Below are 18100 nucleotides of genomic sequence, written 5' to 3' on the forward strand. Positions count from 1 at the left end.
CTTTCCGCGCGCCCGCGCAATTTTCTTCAATCCTTGCCGTGCCGATCCAGCCAGACTGCCGCCTTTGCCGGTGCATACCGGCTGGGAGGCAAGGATGGCATTCGATCAGGCATCGTGGCAGCAGTTTGCGATGGTGGCCGGCGCGCACGGGTTGGCGCTGCTAAGTCCGGGGCCCGATTTTTTTCTGGTGGTGCGTGCGTCGATGGTCGATGGCGTGCGCAGCGCCACCGGCGTATGCCTGGGCATCGCGCTGGGCAACGGCGTCTATATTGCGCTGGCGCTGGCCGGTCTGGCCGCCACGGCTGGCATGCATGGCCTGTTCGGCGCGCTGCAGTGGGCCGGCTGCGCCTATCTGGCGTGGATGGGATGGAAATTCCTGCGCGCGCGCGGCGCCGTGCGGCTGCCGTCCGGCCCTGCCGAGGCCCCGGGGGCAGCGGGCGGAATGACCGGGCCCGCCTATCTGGCGCAGGTCGGCACGGGGTTTCTGTCGGCGGTCCTCAATCCCAAGAACGGACTGTTTTACGCCAGCCTGTTCGCGGTGCTGGCGGGGCGGTCTACCCCGCTGGCCACGCAAGCGGCCTATGGTGTGTGGATGTTCGGGGCGGTCCTGCTGTGGGACATCGCCGTGGCGGCCGCCGTGCGCCACCCGGCCGTGATGCGGCGCTTTGTCCGGTCGGTGCGCACCGTGGAGCGGGCGACCGGCGTCGTGCTGTGGGGCATGGCCGTGGCGGTCGCGATCCATGCCGCCGGACGATAGCCGACCGGCCTGACCGATGCCGTACCGGCAGCTTTCGCCTCAACTGTATCGGTACTGTACTGAGCAGTGTCCTTAGACTGAGCGCCTGTTTTCGAATTCTGGAGCGCCGTCATGGCTCTGACCCTTCCCCCCGAATTTGCCGCCAGTACCGGCGCGTTGATGGCCTACAGCGCCTTCGTGCTGGTTTCGTCGATCACCCCGGGCCCGAACAACACGATGCTGCTGGCGTCGGGTGTGAACTTCGGCCTGCGCCGTACCGTGCCGCACCTGCTCGGCATCTGCATCGGCATGGTGGTCATGATGGTCATCGTGGGGCTGGGCCTGGGCTCGGTGTTCACGGCGATTCCGTGGACGTGGAGCGTGCTGCGCGTCGCCGCTACGGCCTACCTTGTCTGGCTGGCGTGGAAGCTGGCCACGGCGGGCGGGCTGCAGGACCGCGAAGTGGCGCAGCCGATGACCTTCCTGCGCGCGGCGGCGTTCCAGTGGGTGAATCCGAAAGCCTGGGTGATGGCGGTGGGCGCATGCAGCGCCTATGTGCTGCATCCCAACCTGTGGACCAACGCGGCCCTGATGGCGGTGCTGTGCGGGGTGGTGAACCTGCCCAGCATCACGACGTGGGCGGTGTTCGGCGCGGCGTTGCGCCGCTGGCTGGCAAATCCGCGCGTGCTGCGCGTATTCAATGTGACGATGGCAATACTTTTACTGGCATCGCTCTGGCCCATCCTGGGCGCCCACCCGCACGGAGCGTAGCGCCAGGACGGCGACCCCTGCGGATCAGACCAGGGCGCGGATGGCGCCGAGGTTGCGCCAGTAGCCCTTGACGTCCATGCCGCAGCCGAAGACGTAGCGGTCGGGCACCTGGAAGCCGCAGAAGTCGGGGTGCATCGGCTTGAGTTTGGTCAGCGTCTTTTCGCACAGCACGGCGGCGTGGAATTCCCTGGCGCCCATGTCCATGATGCGCTGGCGGATGGCCGCCATGGTTTCGCCTTCGTCGAGGATGTCGTCGAGCACCAGCACCACGCGATCCTTGACCGATTCGCGCGGCGCCACGCGCCATTGCATCTCGCCGCCCACCGTCTTGTTGTTGTAGCGCGACAGGTGGATGTAGTCGAATTCCAGCGGGAACTGCAGCTTGGGCAGCAGCATGCCCGTGAACACCACGGCGCCGCCCATCACAGACAGCACCAGCGGGAAGTCGTTGCCCATCTTGTCGGTAATCTCGCTGGCCATGCGGTCCAGCGAGTCCTGCACCTCCTGGGCGCTGACGATTTCCTCGGAGCTGGCCCAGAGTTCGCGGGCCTGATCGGCGGTCATCATGATCGGTGTCCTGTTACTTGTCTTTTGCGGGAATCAGGGTAGGGGGCGGGTCAGCGGTTGAAGAGGCCCTTCATGCCGCCCTTCATGGCACCCATCTGGCGCATCATCTTCATCATGCCGCCGCCCTTGAGCTTCTTCATCATGCCCTGCATCTGGTCGAACTGGTTCAGCAGGCGGTTCACTTCCTGCACCGGCACGCCGGCGCCCGCCGCGATACGGCGCTTGCGGCTGGCCTTGATCAGTTCCGGCTTGGCGCGTTCGGCGGCGGTCATGCTGTTGATGATGCCTTCCATGCGGCGCACCTGCTTTTCGGCCTGGTCCATGTTGGCGCCCTGCGCCTGCTGCGCAAACTGGGCCGGCAGCTTGTCGACCAGGCTGCCCAGGCCGCCCATCTTCTTCATCTGGCCGATCTGTGCCTTGAAGTCTTCCAGGTCGAAACCGCCCGTCTTCTTGATCTTCTTGGCCAGCTTCTCGGCCGCTTCCATGTCCACGCCGCGCTGGGCTTCCTCCACCAGCGCGAGGATGTCGCCCATGCCCAGAATGCGCTGGGCCATGCGGTCAGGATAGAAGGGCTCCAGGCCGTCGAGCTTTTCGGCCACGCCGACGAACTTGATCGGCCGGCCGGTGATGTGACGGACGGACAACGCGGCACCGCCCCGGGCGTCGCCGTCCAGCTTGGTCAGCACCACGCCGGTCAGCGGCAGGGCGTCGTTGAACGCCTTGGCCGTGTTCACGGCGTCCTGGCCCAGCATGGCGTCGACCACGAACAGCGTCTCGGCGGGCTTCAGTTCGGCGTGCAGGGCGGCGATTTCCTGCATCATCGCCTCGTCGATACCGAGCCGGCCGGCCGTATCGACGATCAGCACGTCGTGGTAGTGCTTGCGGGCCCAGTCCAGCGCCGCGCGGGCGATGTCCACCGGCTTCTGGTCGGGCTGCGACGGGAAGAAGTCCGCGCCCACCTGTTCGGACACGGTCTTGAGCTGGGCGATGGCGGCGGGGCGATACACGTCGCACGACACCGTCAGCACCTTCTTCTTCCTGTTTTCCTTGAGCCACTTGGCCAGCTTGCCGGACGTCGTGGTCTTGCCCGCACCCTGCAGGCCGGCCATCAGGATCACGGCGGGCGGCTGGACGTTCAGGTTCAGCTCGGTGAGCTTCGGATCGGCAATGGCGTCGTCACCGCCGATGATCGCGGTCAGCTCGCGCTGCACCACGCCGACCAGGGCCTGTCCCGGGGTCAGGCTGGTGACCACGTCCTCGCCAAGCGCCTTTTCCTTGACGCGGGCGATGAAGTCACGCACGACCGGCAGCGCCACGTCGGCTTCGAGCATGGCAAGGCGCACTTCGCGCAGCATCTCGGCGGTGTTGGCCTCGGTCAGTCGGGCCTCGCCGCGCATGGTCTTGACGACCCGCGCCAGGCGTTGTGTGAGGTTATCCAGCATGGCAGAAAAGGGGAGGAAATCGGCTTGAATGCGGGGCGCAGCCGGCTCGGGGCAAGAGGGTGTGGCGGGAATCCCATCGCCAGAACCACCCGTGATGGCACTAAGGTAAACTGCGCAAATGGCCATTGTACTGTATGCCTTGACGGCAATTCTCTACTGCGGCCTGGCCTTTCACGGCTGGGCGACGCGCAACCCGCAACTGGCGGCAGCCGGCGGGGCCACGGTCGGGCCATCCGGGCGTCCCGGCGGCGGCGCCACGGCGGTGCTGATGCCATCGCCCACGTCCAACGGCGGGCGCATCGACGGCCAGCCGGCCTGGTGGCATGGGCTGGTGCTGGCCGCGCTGGTCAGCCACGGCGTGCTGCTGCACGAGACCATCTTCCCGGCCGACCACATGATGTTCGGCTTCGCCTTCGCGCTGTCGGCCATGCTCTGGCTGGGCGTGGGGATCTACTGGATCGAAAGCTTCTTCTTCTCGCTGGCCGGGCTGGGGCTGATCGTGTTCCCGGTGGCGATGCTGGCCAGCCTGATACCGCTGGCGTTTCCGGGGGCGCAGATCCTGGGCTACGCGGCGCGGCCGCTGTTCAAGCTGCATTTCGTGATCGCCAACGTGGCCTACGGGCTGTTCACGCTGGCCGCCTTCCACGCCTTCCTGATGCTGCTGGCCGAGCGCCGCCTGCATGGCTTTACCCGCCCGGCGGCGGGCGAGGCGGCGTCCGGGCAGTGGCTGGGCCGCTGGCTCGACCTGCTGCCGCCGCTGCTGACGCTCGAAAAACTGCTGTTCCGCCTGATCGCGGCCGGCTTCGTGCTGCTGACGCTGACCATCGCGTCGGGCTTCCTGTTCTCGGAGCAGCTGTTCGCCCGCGCATTCCGGGTGGATCACAAGACCGTCTTCGCGATCATCTCCTGGCTGATGTTCGGCGGTATCCTGATCGGCCGGCATTTCCGCGGCTGGCGCGGCCGCACGGCGCTGCGCTGGGTCATCGCGTCGTTCGGCATCCTGCTGCTGGCCTATGTGGGCAGCCGCTTCGTGATCGAAGTGGTGCTGCACCGGATCACCTGACCGGATCCATCGTCCTTTCTCCAGGCCAACCCGTTCCTGTATTTCCGATCCATGGCAAGAATCTTCATCCTGCTGGCTGTCGTGCTGGGCGTCCTCTGGTGGCTGCGCCAGCGTGCCAGCGCACGCCAGGCATCCGGCGCGGCACGGCGCGATGCCGCCGCGGGCCGCGAACCGGCGAGCCCGGAGGCCACCCAGCCGATGGTGCAATGCGCGCAATGCGGCGTGCACCTGCCGCGCACTGACGCCATTGCCTGGCAGGGGCAGCACTACTGCCGCCGCAGCCATCTGCCCGATTCGGCCGGCGAGGGCGGGGCATGAAGCGGCGGGCGTCGGTCTGGTCCCGGTTGAGCGGCTGGCATACGCTGTCCGATCTCTGGCGCCAGCCCGAGCCGCCCGACTTCCACTGGCGCCTGCTGCGCTACTTCTGCTGGACCCGCGCCACCGTGGCCGTGCTGCTGCTGGGCTACGCCTGGCTGCCGCTGGAGCGTGGCGGTGCCGGCGTGGCCGTGGCGGACCTGGCCGCCAGTGCGCGCACGGCCGCCGCGATTCCCGTCGTGGTGCCGTACCTGTGCATCGGGCTGGCCACGCTGCTGGGCACGTTATGGCGGCGCCATTTCCATGTGCGGGTGCGCGCGCAGGTCATCGTCGACCTGGCGCTGCTGGCTGCCATCTATATGGTGCTGGGCCGCAGCGGCAATCACGGCGAGGGGCTGGCGATGATTTTCCTGCTGCCCGCGCTGGAGGCCGGGGCGCTGACCAGCCTGATGTTCGCGCTGCTGACCGCCGCGGTGTCGGCCATGTTGGTGATGGCCAATCCGTTCGTCCAGACGCTGCTGGTGCGCCAGGCCGACGCCAACCTGCTGGGCTCCGGCCTGTTCGGCCTGGTGTTCATGATCGCCGCGCTGCTGATGTACATGCTGGCGAACCGCCAGCTGGCGCAGGAACAGCTGGCGCTGGCGCGCGAGCAGGAACTGCGCATGCAGCAGCTGGTGAACCGGCTGATGGTGAACGACATGCAGGACGGCGTGATGCTGGTGCGCGCCCACGGCGCGGTGGTGGCCGCCAACCCGGCGGCGTTCGTGCTGCTGGGCGTGCAGCCGCACGAACGGGTCAGGCAGGGCCAGGTGCGCGCGGGCGAGCGCGACAACGTGCTGTTCGACCTGCGCCGCATCCCGCGCCTGCAGCCGCTGATGGAGATGCTGCGCGACTGGATCCAGCGCAAGGACGACGTGCCGCGCATCCTGCAGTTGCTGCCGCTGCCGTCGCGCCCGACGGCCAGCCGGACGCCGATGCTGCACACCCGGCTGCGCCTGCGCTTCGTGCTGCCGGGCCTGGCCGGGCTGCGGGCCACGCTGAACGGCGTGTCGTCGCTGGGGGGCGATACCACGGGCCTGCACGACATGTCGGCCGAAGGCGCGGCCCGGCTGCGGCTGGCGATTGCCCAGAACGAGGCCATGGCCTGGAGCCCCGAAGACGAGACGCTGCTGCGCAGCGAGATGCGCGACACGGTGCTGGTCCATATCGAAAGCTGGGAGCGGATCGCCGAGCAGGTGCAGCAGGAAAAGCTGGCGGCCATGGGCCGGCTGGTGGCCAGCGTGGCGCACCAGATCCGCAATCCGCTGGCCGCCATCAGCCAGGCCAACGAGCTGCTCGCCGATTCGGGCGGCGGCGAGGGGTCGGCCATCGATGCCCGGCTGCTGCGCATCATCAGCGACAACGTGCGCCGGCTGGACCAGGTGGTGTCCGACGTGCTGCAGTTGTCGCGCCGCCCCAAGGCCGGCCATAGCGCGGTGGATCTGGGGCAGGCGCTGCCCGAGATCGTCGATCGCTGGCGGCTGGAGATGCGCTCGCGCGCCGGCGCCCGTGCCGAGGTCAATCCCAATGCGGTGCGCGTGGCCGTGGAACTGCAGGGACCGGTGATCTTCGATGCCTCGCAGCTGCAACAGGTGCTGGGCAACCTGCTCGACAACGCCTGGCGCTATTGCAGCCGGCTGCCGGGATCGATCCGGCTGCTGGCCCACGCGCTGGACCAGCACCACGCCGAACTGATCGTCTGGAACGATGGGGCCGAAGTCACGCGCGAGCAGCAGCGCAGCCTGTTCGAGCCGTTCTTCACCAGCAATCCGCAGGGCACCGGGCTGGGCCTGTTCATGGCGCGCGAACTGTGCGGGGCGAACGACGCCCAGGTGCGTTACGGGGCGATCGTGCTCGACGCGTTGCTGGATCGCACCGGCATGCTGGCGGGCGGGGCTCGCGATACACTGCCGGCCAAGGCATTCGTGCTGACGATGCGCATCGAGACCCCGGACGTGGTCGATGCGGCCATCGCCGGCTAGTTCGCATCGCCACAACAACAACCGGACATCCCTTCGTCATGCCACCCAGACCGCCCGCCCCCGCCCCGATTCTCGTCATCGACGACGAGGCCGACCTGCGCGAGCTGCTGGACATTTCGCTGCGCCGCATGGGCCATGACGTGGTGATGGCCGGTTCGCTGGCCGAGGCGCGCCTGCGCCTGGCCGAGCGCCGCTACAGCCTGGTGCTGACCGACATGCGCCTGGGCGACGGGCTGGGCATCGACATCGTGCGCCAGCTGTCGGCGTCGCCCGAGCGGACGCCGGTGGCGGTGATCACGGCCTATGGCAGCGCCGACAACGCCGTGGATGCGCTGAAGGCGGGCGCATTCGACTACATCGCCAAGCCGGTTTCGCTGGAACAGCTGCGCACGCTGATCCTCAACGCGCTGGGGCGGCAACACCGCGCGCCGGCCGATGGCGGCAGCCCGGCGGAGTCGTCGGAACTGGCCGACCGCGCGGCGCAGCTGCTGCCCGGCGTGTCCGCGGCCGTCAGCGAGGTGCGGCGCTCGCTGTCGCGGCTGGCGCGCAGCATGGCGCCCGTGGTGATCAGCGGAGAGTCCGGCAGCGGCAAGGAGCGCGCCGCGCGCGCCATCCACGCCATCAGCGCCCGGTCGGCGCACCCGTTCGTGGCCGTGAACTGTGGCGCGATCCCCGAAACGCTGATGGAGTCGGAGTTCTTCGGCTATGTGAAGGGCGCCTTCACCGGCGCCGACGCCGAGCGCGGGGGCTTCTTCCAGGCTGCCCATGGCGGCACGCTGATGCTGGACGAGGTGGCCGACCTGCCGCTGGCCATGCAGGTCAAGCTGCTGCGCGCGCTGCAGGAACGCCGTGTGCGCAAGATCGGCGCCAGCAAGGAAGACAGCGTGGACGTGCGCGTGATGTGCGCCAGCCACAAGGATCTGGCCGCGATGGTGGCGGCCGGCCTGTTCCGGCAGGACTTGTACTACCGGCTCAACGTGCTGGAACTGCGCATGCCGACGCTGCGCGAGCGCAGCGAGGACGTGCCCGTGCTGGCGCATGCCATCCTGGAACACCTGGCCACGCGTTATGGCGATGCCCATCCCAAGCGGCTGTCGCGCGCCGCGCTGGAGCGCCTGGCGGCGTATCCGTTCCCGGGCAACGTGCGGGAACTGGAAAACCTGCTGGAGCGCGCCTACGCGTTTGCGGAGACCGACGAGATCGCCGTGGCCGATCTGGGGCCGCTCGACGCCGGCATGGAGCGCGCCAGCCTGTTGCAGGCGGGCATGGCGCCGATGCCTGCCGTCGCGCCCGTGCCGGCGCCGGCCGGCTATCACGCGTGGGGCAGTTCGACGACCTGGCCGGCCGCCGGCGCAGCGCCATCGATGGGCGGTCTTTCCGAAGGGGCGCCCGAACCCGGCGCGGAGGCGGGCGAAGCCGGGCAGGGCGGCGACGGCGCGGCGACCGACCCGCTGGGCGCGGCGATGGCCGACCTCGAATTTCCGATCGACCTGCCCGCGCGGCTGGAAGCCGTGGAGCGCGCGCTGATCCTGCGTGCGCTGCGCCAGACCGGCTTCAACCGCACGGCTGCCGCGCCGCTGCTGGGCCTGAACTTCCGCCAGTTGCGCTACCGCATCCAGCAACTGGGCATTCGCGACGAGCGCGATGGCCGGGATGGCCGCGACCCCGCCGACGATGGCGAACCGCTGGCCGAGGGCGAGGGACGCGATGTCTGACGCGGCTGCCGGCGCCCGCGACTTCAGGCCCGACGCGCAAGGCTGGGTGCCCGCCGCCCGCCGCGTGCCGTCGCCGAATTTCGATGCCCGGCCCGACGGCGTGCCGCTGGACGTGGTGGTCATCCACAACATCAGCCTGCCGCCCGGCCAGTTCGGCACCGGTGACATCGAGGCGTTCTTCCAGAACCGGCTCGATGCGTCGCGCCATCCGTTCTTCGAGACCATCCGCGATGTGCGCGTGTCGGCCCACTTCCTGATCGCCCGCGACGGCGAACTGGTGCAGTTCGTGGCCTGCACACAGCGCGCGTGGCATGCGGGGCAATCCGAATACTGCGGACGGCCACGCTGCAACGACTTCTCGATCGGCATCGAGATCGAGGGCGCCGACGATCAGCCGTTCACGCTGGCCCAATACGACACCGCCGCCGCGCTGGTGGCCGCGCTGGTGGACGCGTACGCGATCCAGGGCGTGGCGGGGCACAGCGACATTGCCCCGGGGCGCAAGACCGATCCGGGGCCGCATTTCGACTGGGACCGGTTCGCCACCCTGGCGGGCCTGCCTGCCGCGCTGCTGCCCTATCGCCCGCAATCGGGGGATCGATAGACCGATCGCGTGGGCCGTATCGGCACGGCCGGGCGAATCTGTGTAGGGATAATCACTGTGTTGCACAAACGCCGCACACGCCCAGTGGCGTCAAAACGGCGAATGTGGCGCCGGCAAAACCTCACGCACCGCAGGGTGTCATCGCGCTGAAAAATCACTGTGCAGTTGCGTGTCCGCCGCTTCATTTCGGCGCAAGGGCGGCTACAATCGCGCCCCCGGCGGTCGCGGGCGCGCCCCATCCTGGGTCACCTATCGGTGATCCATTCCCATTAAAAAATTTTCGGAATTTTGTGCGCCACCGAACGTGACGCCGCCAAGCCTTGAGGCAGCGCGCTTTGCGGGAATGTGGCGCCGCCGCACCGGGCGGCCAAGACCCCAGGCCGCACTTGTCAAGACTGGTCATGTGGTCTCTTTTCACTATACTTAGGCCCAGTTTTGAACGGCACCACAACATCTAGTGGTGCCACCGGGGAACCGGCCCGCAGGTGCAGTAATCGTCGCAGCAAGATGCGCGATCCACTGCACAGGGATTGACGAGCCGGCGCAGTACCGAAAGTCCCTAGCAAAGTGTCCGCCCAAGCAGTTTGGTTCGCCTCTGGCCTCGCCTGAATCAAGTGACTTATATAGCGCATTTTGCTAGGGACTTTGTCGTCTCAGTACAAGAACAGCAGTATTCATTTTCAGGGTTAATACCGGAGTTACCTCATGCAAACGGCCCAAAACGAACAACAAACCACCGGCGTGACTGGCGCAACCGGCATCGGTGGCGCAGCAGCCGGTAGCTCGCAGCAGAGCCCTGCCGCTGCAGGTGTGTCGTACCAGGATTACAAGCTGATCCGCCGCAACGGCGCCGTGGTGGCGTTCGAGCCGAACAAGATTGCCGTGGCCGTGACCAAGGCCTTCCTGGCCGTCAACGGTGGCCAGGGCGCGGCATCGGCCCGCGTGCGCGAGCTGGTGGAACAACTGACGCAGTCCGTGGTGCGCGCGCTGGTGCGCAGCCGTCCGAATGGCGGCACCTTCCATATCGAGGACGTGCAGGACCACGTGGAACTGGCGCTGATGCGCTCGGGCGAGCATGAGGTGGCCCGTGCCTATGTGCTGTACCGCGAAAAGCGCACGCAGGAGCGCGCCCAGGCCAACGCGCAGGCCGTGGCCCGCGTGCAGGAATCGGGGGCGTCGTTCAACGTGACGGACAACGGCGTCACGCGTCCGCTGGACCTGGCGGCGCTGCACGCGCTGATCGACAATGCCTGCAGCGGCCTGGGCAATGCGGTCAGCGCCGAGCCGATCCTGAAGGAAACGCTCAAGAACCTGTACGACGGCGTGCCGATGACGCAGGTCTACGATTCGGCCATCCTGGCCGCGCGTACGCTGATCGAGAAGGACCCGGCCTACAGCCAGGTGACCGCCCGCATCCTGCTGCACACGATCCGCAAGGAAATCCTGGGCGCCGAAGTGACCCAGGCCGAAATGTCGACGAAGTACGCCGAGTACTTCCCGAAGTTCATCGCCCGCGGCATCGAAGCCGAACTGCTGGACGAAAAGCTGGCCACGTACGACCTGGCCCGCCTGGGTGCCGCGCTGGACGCCTCGCGCGACTTCCAGTTCAACTATCTGGGCCTGCAGACGCTGTACGACCGCTACTTCCTGCACGTGGACGAAGTGCGCATCGAAATGCCGCAGGCATTCTTCATGCGCGTGGCCATGGGCCTGGCGCTGGAAGAAAAGGATCGCGAAGCCCGCGCCATCGAGTTCTACCAGCTGCTGTCGTCGTTCGACTTCATGTCGTCCACGCCCACGCTGTTCAACTCGGGCACGCGCCGCTCGCAGCTGTCGTCGTGCTACCTGACCACGGTGTCGGACGACCTGGAAGGCATCTACGAAGCCCTGAAGGAAAACGCGCTGCTGTCGAAGTTCGCCGGCGGCCTGGGCAACGACTGGACCAACGTGCGCGCGCTGGGCTCGCACATCAAGGGCACCAACGGCAAGTCGCAGGGCGTGGTGCCGTTCCTGAAGGTGGTCAACGACACGGCCGTGGCCGTGAACCAGGGCGGCAAGCGCAAGGGCGCGGTCTGCGCCTACCTGGAAACGTGGCACCTGGACATCGAAGAATTCCTGGAACTGCGCAAGAACACCGGCGACGACCGCCGCCGCACGCACGACATGAACACGGCCAACTGGATTCCGGACCTGTTCATGAAGCGCGTGATGGAAAACGGCGAATGGACGCTGTTCTCGCCGGCCACCTGCCCGGACCTGCACGACAAGGTCGGCAAGGCCTTCGAGCAGGCTTACCTGGGCTACGAAGCCAAGGCTGCCAACGGCGAACTGAAGCTGTTCAAGAAGGTGCCGGCCATGCAGCTGTGGCGCAAGATGCTGGGCATGCTGTTCGAGACCGGCCATCCGTGGATCACGTTCAAGGACCCGTGCAACATCCGCAGCCCGCAGCAGCACGTGGGTGTGGTGCATAGCTCGAACCTGTGCACGGAAATCACGCTGAACACGAACGAAAGCGAAATCGCCGTGTGCAACCTGGGTTCGGTGAACCTGGTGGCCCACCTAAAGCAGCAGGCCGACGGCACGCACGTGCTGGACCACGCCAAGCTGCAGAAGACGATCCGCACCGCGATGCGCATGCTCGACAACGTGATCGACATCAACTACTACGCGGTGGAGAAGGCGCGCAATTCGAACCTGCGCCACCGTCCGGTGGGCATGGGCATCATGGGCTTCCAGGACTGCCTGCACGTGCTGCGCACGCCGTACGCCAGCGACGCCGCGGTGAAGTTTGCCGATACGTCGATGGAAGCGGTCTGCTACTACGCCTACCAGGCTTCGACCGAGCTGGCCGAAGAGCGCGGCCGCTACAGCACCTACGAAGGTTCGCTGTGGGACCGTGGCATCCTGCCGCAGGACTCGCTGAAGCTGCTGGCCGAAGAGCGTGGCGGCTACCTGGACGTGGACCTGTCGTCGACGATGGACTGGGACAGCCTGCGCGCCCGCATCAAGCAGCACGGCATGCGCAATTCGAACTGCATCGCGATCGCCCCGACCGCGACCATTTCGAACATCATCGGCGTGTCCGCCTGCATCGAGCCGACGTTCCAGAACCTGTACGTGAAGTCGAACCTGTCGGGCGAATTCACGGTGGTGAACGACTACCTGGTGCGCGACCTGAAGGACCGCGGCCTGTGGGACGAAGTGATGGTTGCCGACCTGAAGTACTTCGACGGTTCGCTGGCCCGCATCGACCGCATCCCGCAAGACCTGCGCGACATCTACGCCACGGCCTTCGAAGTGGAGCCGACCTGGCTGGTGGAGGCCGCAAGCCGCCGCCAGAAGTGGATCGACCAGGCCCAGTCGCTGAACATCTACATGGCCGGCGCATCGGGCAAGAAGCTGGACGACACGTACAAGCTGGCCTGGCTGCGTGGCCTGAAGACCACGTACTACCTGCGCACGATGGCCGCCACGCACGTGGAGAAGTCCACCGTGACGCGCGGTTCGCTGAACGCGGTGTCGTCGGGTGCGGACGGCCAGTCGGCCATCGACGCCGCCGCCGCCGCCGCCGCGGCCCCGGCCATGCCGGAAGCCGAAGGCGCGGTCTGCACGATGCGTCCGGGCGACCCCGGCTTCGAAGAGTGCGAAGCCTGCCAGTAAGGAGTCAGCTATGACGAGAGAGACCTCGAAAAGCGTTGCCACTAAAGCTTCGCTAGCTTTGAAGACGTCCAGCAGCCAGGATGTAAAGAAGGTTGCTGCGAGCGTTCTAACTCAGAGCAAGGCTCCTGCTGAAGGAACTTCGGCAAAAGTGGCCGCGACGGCGGCAAAGATACTGAACGATGGTCGATTCGGCGTAAATGCCAAATCAATTGCCGGCAGTGCCTTGTCGCAGAAGGCAAAGAAGTAAATGGTGTTGCCCCCGTACCAAGTTTGGTGCGGGGTGTTGAACGCGGAGGCACACGTGAGTACGCAACTGATTCAACAAGCAATCAGGGAAAAGAGGCTCCTGAGCTTCTTGTACGACGGACATACTCGAATTGCGGAGCCCCATATCCTGGGGCTTCAGGCGGGGCGGTACGGAATTTTGGGATATCAAGTGCGCGGAGCTAGCTCGCGCGGAGTCCTTCCAGACTGGCGCCGCTTTTACATCGATGGTATGGCGAGGCTAATGCTGTTGGATGATCAGTTCCCCGGTAAGCGGCCAGTATCTGGGCCACACAGTAGCTGGGATCGCGTGATTCTGATCGTAAGCTGAGTCGCTAAGACATTTGGAGAACACAACATGCTGAGCTGGGACGACGACGTTCAAGCCACGCCGCAAGCTGCCCCGCAGCCTGCCCTGCAACCCGCCGCGCCGTCCGCCACGCCCGACCAGCAAGGCGTGCTGCCGCCGGCCGCCACCGCGCCGACGGGCATCCTCGGCAACAACCCGAACGCCGCCGCCGCCCAGAGCACGCGCCGCGTGAACGCCGCCGACAAGCGCGTGATCAACGGCGCCACCGACGTGAACCAGCTGGTGCCGTTCAAGTACAAGTGGGCGTGGGAAAAGTACCTGGCCGGCTGCGCCAACCACTGGATGCCGCAGGAAATCAACATGTCGCGCGACATCGCCCTGTGGAAGGACCCGAATGGTCTGACCGAGGACGAGCGCCGCATCATCAAGCGCAACCTGGGCTTCTTCGTGACGGCCGACTCGCTGGCCGCCAACAACATCGTGCTGGGCACCTACCGCCAGATCACGGCGCCGGAATGCCGCCAGTACCTGCTGCGCCAGGCCTTCGAAGAGGCGATCCACACGCACGCGTACCAGTACATCGTGGAATCGCTGGGCCTGAACGAGGCCGAGATCTTCAACGCGTACCATGAAGTGCAGTCGATCCGCGACAAGGACGAGTTCCTGATCCCGTTCATCGACACGCTGACCGATCCGTCGTTCAAGACCGGCACGCCGGAGAACGACCAGAAGCTGCTGAAGAGCCTGATCGTCTTCGCCTGCATCATGGAAGGCCTGTTCTTCTACGTGGGCTTCACGCAGATCCTGGCCATGGGCCGCCAGAACAAGATGACCGGCGCCGCCGAGCAGTACCAGTACATCCTGCGCGACGAATCGCTGCACTGCAACTTCGGCATCGACCTGATCAACCAGATCAAGCTCGAGAACCCGCACCTGTGGACGCCCGAGTTCAAGGCCGAGATCACCGAACTGTTCAAGAAGGCCGTGGATCTGGAATACCGCTACGCCGAGGACACCATGCCGCGCGGCGTGCTGGGTCTGAACGCGCCGATGTTCAAGGGCTACCTGCGCTACATCTGCAACCGCCGCTGCCAGCAGATCGGCCTGGAGCAGCTGTTCCCGAACGAGGAAAACCCGTTCCCCTGGATGAGCGAGATGATCGACCTGAAGAAGGAACGCAACTTCTTCGAAACGCGCGTGATCGAGTACCAGACCGGCGGCGCGTTGTCGTGGGACTGACCGGTTGAAGGGTCGGCTGCACGGCGGGAACTACATGCGTTGAACAGTCCACGCAGCCAGGACGGGTGAGGAGCGGCCATCGGGTGAGAACCCGGTGGCCGTTTTTCTTTGGCCGGGAGCCGGTCGATAACGGCCCCGAGAAAACCATCAGTCCGCCGTCGCTCCCGACCGTTTCACCACGGCCGACCACTTCTTGATCTCGCTGTCGACGAACTTGCCGGTTTCGGCCGGGGTCATCGGCATTGGCTCGGATCCCCGGTCAGTGATGAACTTGTGCAGGTCGGGCGATTGCAGCGCCTTCACCGTCTCCGTGTTGAGCTGGGTGACGATGGCCGGCGGGGTGCCGGCGGGCGCCATCATCACGGCCCAGCCCAGCGCCTCGAACCCCGGCACGCCCTGTTCGCGCACGGTGGGCACCGATGGCAACTGGGGCACCCGCCTGGCCGTGGTCACCGCCAGCGGCAGCGCCTTGTTGGTCTGGATCAGCGGCATGGCGGCGGTGACGGAGTCCACCATCAGCGGAATCTGGTTGCCCAGGAAGTCGGCCTGGGCCGGGCCGCTGCCCTTGTACGGGATATGGACGATAAAGGTGCCGGTCTGCGCCTTGAGCATCTCGGCGGACAGGTGCTGCGTGCCGCCGATGCCCGCGCTGGCGTAGCTGTACTTGCCCGGCGCGGCCTTGGCCTTGGCAATCAGGTCGCGCAGCGACGTGAACCCCGATTGCGGCGTGGCCAGGAACACCAGCGGCACCGAGAACACGCCCGTCACCGGCGCAAAGTCCTGGCGCGGATCGTAATTGAGCTTCTTGTACAGCGTCTGGTTGATGGCCATGGCGCTGCCGGCCATCACGATCGTGTAGCCGTCGGCCGGGGCCTTGGCGGCCACTTCCATGCCGATGTTGCCGCCGGCGCCGGCGCGGTTTTCCACGATCACGGGCTGGCCCAGCTGCTTGCCGAGCTTTTCGGCCAGCGCGCGGGCGAAGATGTCGGTGGCCTGCCCGGGCGGGAACGGCACGATGAGCTTGATGGGGCGGTCTGGCCAGGCGGCGTGGGCCGTGCCGGCGGCGGCCAGCAGCAGGGCAGCCAGCGTACGGGCCGCAAAAGCGGGGCTGGCAAAGGGGCGCAACGACTTCAAGGGGGTCTCCTCAACGGGTTTGGATGGCGATGACGTCTTTGTCCGTGGCGTCTTTTTGCTCGTTTGACCCGATTCTACGCGTGCTTCGCTTTCAGAATCGCCTCAAAGACGCTGGGCAAATGGCCGCATACGATCGTTCGTGGATTTCAACCAAGGAGAACGACACGATGCGAGCCGTAGTAGTGCAACAGCTGGGCGAAGTCCCGCGCTTTACCGAATTCCGCGATCCCGAGCCGCGCGCCGGCGAAGTCATGGTGCGCGTCTGCGCGGCGGTGATCCGGCAGGCGGACCTGGCCATCGCGCGCGGGCACCATGCCTGCATGCCGCTGGAATTGCCCTATGTCTGCGGGCGAGACGGCGTTGGCTACCTGGCCGATGGCCGGCGCGTCTATTTCCGCGCGGGCCGCAGTCCGTTTGGTGCGATGGCGGAGTTCGTACCGGCGCAATGGGCGGTGCCGATCCCCGACCCGGTGGCATCCGCCGACGCCGCCGCATTGGTGGGGCCGGCGCTGGCGGCGTGGCTGCCGCTGGCGGCGCGTGCGGACCTGGCGCCGGGGGAGACGGTGCTGATTCTGGGGGCGGCCGGGCTGGCGGGGCGCCTGGCCATGCAGGCGGCGCGGCTGCAGGGCGCCGGGCGTGTCATCGTGGCGGCACACCGGATCGACCTGCAGACCATGCCGGGCGCCGATGCGCAGATCGACCTCGGCCAGGCGCCCAGCCTGTTGCAGCATGCGTTTGCCACCCATGCCGCCGATGGCATCGACGTCGTGCTCGATTTTGTCTGGGGCGAGACGCTGGAGCTGCTGCTGTCGGCGCTGGTCCAGGCGGATGGCGTGTCGGCCCTGCCGGCCGACCACGCCACGCGTGTGGTGTCCGTGGTCGATCGCCGGGCGGCCAGCGTCATGCTGGCGCCGATGGCGCTGCGCGATTCACGCGCGGTGCTGATGGGGTGCGGCGCCGCCAGCCATCCGCCGGCCGAAGACCTGCGCTACCTGGTGGAGGATGTCCTGGGATGCATGCACGCCGGCTACCTGTCGATCGACCCGCCCGGGCAGGTGCCGATGCGCGAAGTGGCGTCCGCCTGGCGCCAGGCGGGCGAGCCCGGCCAGCGCGTGGTGCTGACGCTGGACTGAGCGCGCTGCTCCGACCCCGGCCCGGCGAATGTACCGACCGGGCGGGGCGGGGGACGGTCCGGGGAACGGCGGGACGGGGCTCAGGCGGCCTTGCGCAGGTCAGCCGGCATCGCGCCTTCGGCCTTGCGCTCGCCGCCGAGCGCGTCGGTCAGGTCGGCCAGCATGCCCGCGAGTTCGCCGGCCATCAGCGCGAAATCGGCGTCAAAGCGTTCGTTCTCGTCGTGGAGCGTGGCGTCGGCCTGTTCCTTGATCACGTCGAGCGGATTCACGCGCTTGACCGCCAGCGCGTCGGTCAGCACGAACGACACGCGGTCGTTCCAGGTCATGGCCAGCCGCGTGCATCGCTTGCCGGCTTCGATATGGCGCCGCAGGTCCTCGGGGTCGAGCGGGTGACGCACGTAGCGCACGGTGGCCTTGGTCTCGCTGCTCGATTGCAGTTCGATTTCCTGATCGACCGTGAAACCGGCCGGTGCGGTGTCGGTGGCCAGCCACTCGGTCATGGCCGCAACCGGCGACAGGTTGACCTGCAGGCCCACCACGGGCAGCGGGTCGATAGCCTTGAACAGCATGCCGCGCACTTCGTCGGCCTTGGCCGTGCCGGCTGCGTCGATGGCCAGCCAGCCGTTGACCGGGTCGATCCATACGCGGGTGTCGCGGCGGATGCTGAAGGCGCGCGGCAGCAGTTCCTCGGTGACCTGCTCCTTCAGTTCCTTCAGCTGCTTGCGGCCCGGCTTGAAGCCTTGCTGCTCCTCGATCTCGGCGGCGCGCGCCTTGGTCACCTGATTGACCACGGTGGCCGGCAGCAGCTTCTTTTCGGTGCGCAGCACCAGCAGCATCTGCTTGTTGACGCAATGCACAAGCTGGTCGTTGTCGCGCGGCGACGCCCAGCCCTGGGTCTGCATTTCCAGGCTGGTGCCCGGATAGAACGCATGTTTGGCCAGGCAGGCCTCAACATCGTCTGCACTCAGCGTCCACGGGGCGGAGAAACGATGAATCTGGAGATTCTTGAACCACATGAGAATTCGGCCTCGCGTGCGGGTTGGAAAATTGGCAAGGGACGAATTCTAACGGCTTGGCGCGGGGGTGAAACGAAGAAAAGCGGCGCCCATGTTACGGAATGCAAGTG

Annotated in this window: 15 protein-coding genes; 11 read left to right on the top strand and 4 right to left on the bottom strand. The window is 66.8% G+C overall.

Going from position 1 to position 18100, the window contains the following annotated elements:
• Positions 1 to 94 precede the first annotated feature (94 nt).
• Both AC24R4_RS19205 and AC24R4_RS19210 read left to right on the top strand, forming a co-directional pair.
• A complete protein-coding gene (locus AC24R4_RS19205; protein ID WP_400393688.1) occupies positions 95 to 757 on the top strand; it encodes a LysE family translocator in 663 nt (220 codons plus the stop codon).
• Between the two features lie 111 nt (positions 758 to 868).
• A complete protein-coding gene (locus tag AC24R4_RS19210; protein WP_153947217.1) occupies positions 869 to 1507 on the top strand; it encodes a LysE family translocator in 639 nt (212 codons plus the stop codon).
• Between the two features lie 24 nt (positions 1508 to 1531).
• Here the strand turns inward: AC24R4_RS19210 and AC24R4_RS19215 are convergent, their stop codons facing one another.
• The gene (locus tag AC24R4_RS19215; protein ID WP_400393685.1) at positions 1532 to 2074 is read right to left on the bottom strand and encodes a hypoxanthine-guanine phosphoribosyltransferase; all 543 of its coding nucleotides are present in this window, start codon (positions 2072 to 2074) and stop codon (positions 1532 to 1534) included.
• 50 nt (positions 2075 to 2124) lie between these two features.
• Complete coding sequence (ffh, locus tag AC24R4_RS19220) at positions 2125 to 3516, bottom strand: signal recognition particle protein (RefSeq protein ID WP_400393683.1); 1392 nt, start codon at positions 3514 to 3516, stop codon at positions 2125 to 2127.
• 118 nt (positions 3517 to 3634) lie between these two features.
• Between ffh and AC24R4_RS19225 the strand changes: the two genes are divergently transcribed.
• From AC24R4_RS19225 to AC24R4_RS19260, 8 genes are all read left to right on the top strand, one after another.
• Positions 3635 to 4579 (top strand): cytochrome C assembly family protein, encoded by a 945-nt coding sequence (locus AC24R4_RS19225; RefSeq protein ID WP_400393681.1) that lies wholly within the window; start codon positions 3635 to 3637, stop codon positions 4577 to 4579.
• Positions 4580 to 4630: 51 nt separating this feature from the next.
• Complete coding sequence (locus AC24R4_RS19230; RefSeq protein ID WP_400393679.1) at positions 4631 to 4897, top strand: PP0621 family protein; 267 nt, start codon at positions 4631 to 4633, stop codon at positions 4895 to 4897.
• Positions 4894 to 6915, top strand: coding sequence for a sensor histidine kinase (locus AC24R4_RS19235; protein WP_400393677.1), 2022 nt, complete (start codon positions 4894 to 4896; stop codon positions 6913 to 6915). The genes AC24R4_RS19230 and AC24R4_RS19235 overlap by 4 nt, the downstream gene beginning before the upstream one ends.
• Positions 6916 to 6953: 38 nt before the next feature.
• The gene (locus AC24R4_RS19240; RefSeq protein WP_400393675.1) at positions 6954 to 8630 is read left to right on the top strand and encodes a sigma-54-dependent transcriptional regulator; all 1677 of its coding nucleotides are present in this window, start codon (positions 6954 to 6956) and stop codon (positions 8628 to 8630) included.
• On the top strand, positions 8623 to 9234 hold the full coding sequence (gene ampD, locus AC24R4_RS19245; RefSeq protein WP_400393673.1) for a 1,6-anhydro-N-acetylmuramyl-L-alanine amidase AmpD: 612 nt from the start codon (positions 8623 to 8625) through the stop codon (positions 9232 to 9234). The genes AC24R4_RS19240 and ampD overlap by 8 nt, the downstream gene beginning before the upstream one ends.
• Positions 9235 to 9939: 705 nt before the next feature.
• Positions 9940 to 12894: a ribonucleoside-diphosphate reductase subunit alpha gene (locus AC24R4_RS19250; RefSeq protein ID WP_400395908.1), complete on the top strand. Its 2955-nt coding sequence runs from the start codon at positions 9940 to 9942 to the stop codon at positions 12892 to 12894.
• Between the two features lie 10 nt (positions 12895 to 12904).
• Positions 12905 to 13141, top strand: coding sequence for a hypothetical protein (locus tag AC24R4_RS19255; protein ID WP_487523491.1), 237 nt, complete (start codon positions 12905 to 12907; stop codon positions 13139 to 13141).
• A 375-nt stretch (positions 13142 to 13516) separates the two neighbouring features.
• Positions 13517 to 14707 carry a ribonucleotide-diphosphate reductase subunit beta gene (locus tag AC24R4_RS19260; protein WP_092601321.1) on the top strand — a complete coding sequence of 397 codons (1191 nt, stop codon included), beginning with the start codon at positions 13517 to 13519 and terminating at the stop codon, positions 14705 to 14707.
• Positions 14708 to 14854: 147 nt separating this feature from the next.
• Here AC24R4_RS19260 and AC24R4_RS19265 read toward each other — a convergent pair whose 3' ends face one another.
• The gene (locus tag AC24R4_RS19265) at positions 14855 to 15841 is read right to left on the bottom strand and encodes a tripartite tricarboxylate transporter substrate binding protein (RefSeq protein WP_400396311.1); all 987 of its coding nucleotides are present in this window, start codon (positions 15839 to 15841) and stop codon (positions 14855 to 14857) included.
• 167 nt (positions 15842 to 16008) lie between these two features.
• On the opposite strand from AC24R4_RS19265, the gene AC24R4_RS19270 reads away from it, so the two are divergent.
• Positions 16009 to 16974 (top strand): quinone oxidoreductase family protein, encoded by a 966-nt coding sequence (locus AC24R4_RS19270; RefSeq protein ID WP_487523492.1) that lies wholly within the window; start codon positions 16009 to 16011, stop codon positions 16972 to 16974.
• 80 nt (positions 16975 to 17054) lie between these two features.
• Here AC24R4_RS19270 and AC24R4_RS19275 read toward each other — a convergent pair whose 3' ends face one another.
• Positions 17055 to 17990 (bottom strand): recombination-associated protein RdgC, encoded by a 936-nt coding sequence (locus AC24R4_RS19275; RefSeq protein ID WP_400395996.1) that lies wholly within the window; start codon positions 17988 to 17990, stop codon positions 17055 to 17057.
• Positions 17991 to 18100: the final 110 nt, after the last annotated feature.

This window comes from Cupriavidus sp. CER-90 (genome assembly GCF_057652055.1).